Source organism: Pseudomonas sp. SID14000 (assembly GCF_002165135.1).
Taxonomy (GTDB): Bacteria; Pseudomonadota; Gammaproteobacteria; order Pseudomonadales; family Pseudomonadaceae; genus Aquipseudomonas.
In genome coordinates this window covers 1-794 of the sequence record NZ_NFZQ01000059.1, presented here as the reverse complement: position 1 = coordinate 794, position 794 = coordinate 1, and the positions used below count along the sequence as shown (strand labels likewise).

At 68.6% G+C, this 794-nt stretch carries 1 protein-coding gene; it reads left to right on the top strand.

Going from position 1 to position 794, the window contains the following annotated elements:
* The coding region (locus CAY82_RS27375; RefSeq protein ID WP_140399152.1) for a right-handed parallel beta-helix repeat-containing protein at positions 1-778 on the top strand (778 nt) is incomplete at its 5' end.
* Positions 779-794: the final 16 nt, after the last annotated feature.

Genomic DNA, 794 nt, shown 5'->3' with positions numbered 1-794 from the left:
CGAGGCCAGCCGCAACCACCGCAACGGGCTGACCATGTCCGGCCTGCCGCTGGCCGACGGCCCGAGCGCGACCGGCTCCAGCCTGGGCAGCTACGGCAACAACACCGTGTCCAACAGCAAGCTGGTCGACAACGCCCGGTACGGCGTCGAGGTGATCGGCGGGACCAACATCGGCGTCAACGCGAACGACCTGCAGGGCAACGACATGGGCGTCGTCGTCCGGGGTGGCGCCGAGGACGTCTCGGTGGTCGGCAACCGGGTCACCGAACCGATCCGGCAGGGCATCGCGATCCGCGACGGGGTCACCAAGTCGGTGATCACCGGCAACATCGTCAGTGGCGGCAACACCAGCGTGTACCTCCGTGACTCGGCCGCCACGGTCCAGCGCAACACCTTGTCGGACGCCGACTCGCACGCCATCTCGCTGGTCGGCTCGGTGAGCGAGACCAAGGTCACCGAGAACACCATCAGTGGCCGCGGGCCGAGCGCGATCGACACCAAGCGCGCCGCGGACGTCAACATGCACCGCTGGAAGAACGACGAGGGCAACTGGCACGACACCACGCCGTTCGTAGTCACCCTGAAGCGGTTCCTGCAGCCGCTGACGGCGATGTGGCTGTTCCTGGCCGCCCTGCTGATCTTCACCGCCGCCCGCGGCGCACGCCGGATCCGGCGCGTCGTCCACCCGTACGCCGACAAGTCACCGGTGACCGACGGCCGGACACTGTCCGCCGGCTCGGTACCGGTGTCCAACGAGAACCACTTGGGAGCCAGATGACCCGGCTGAGCCGGCT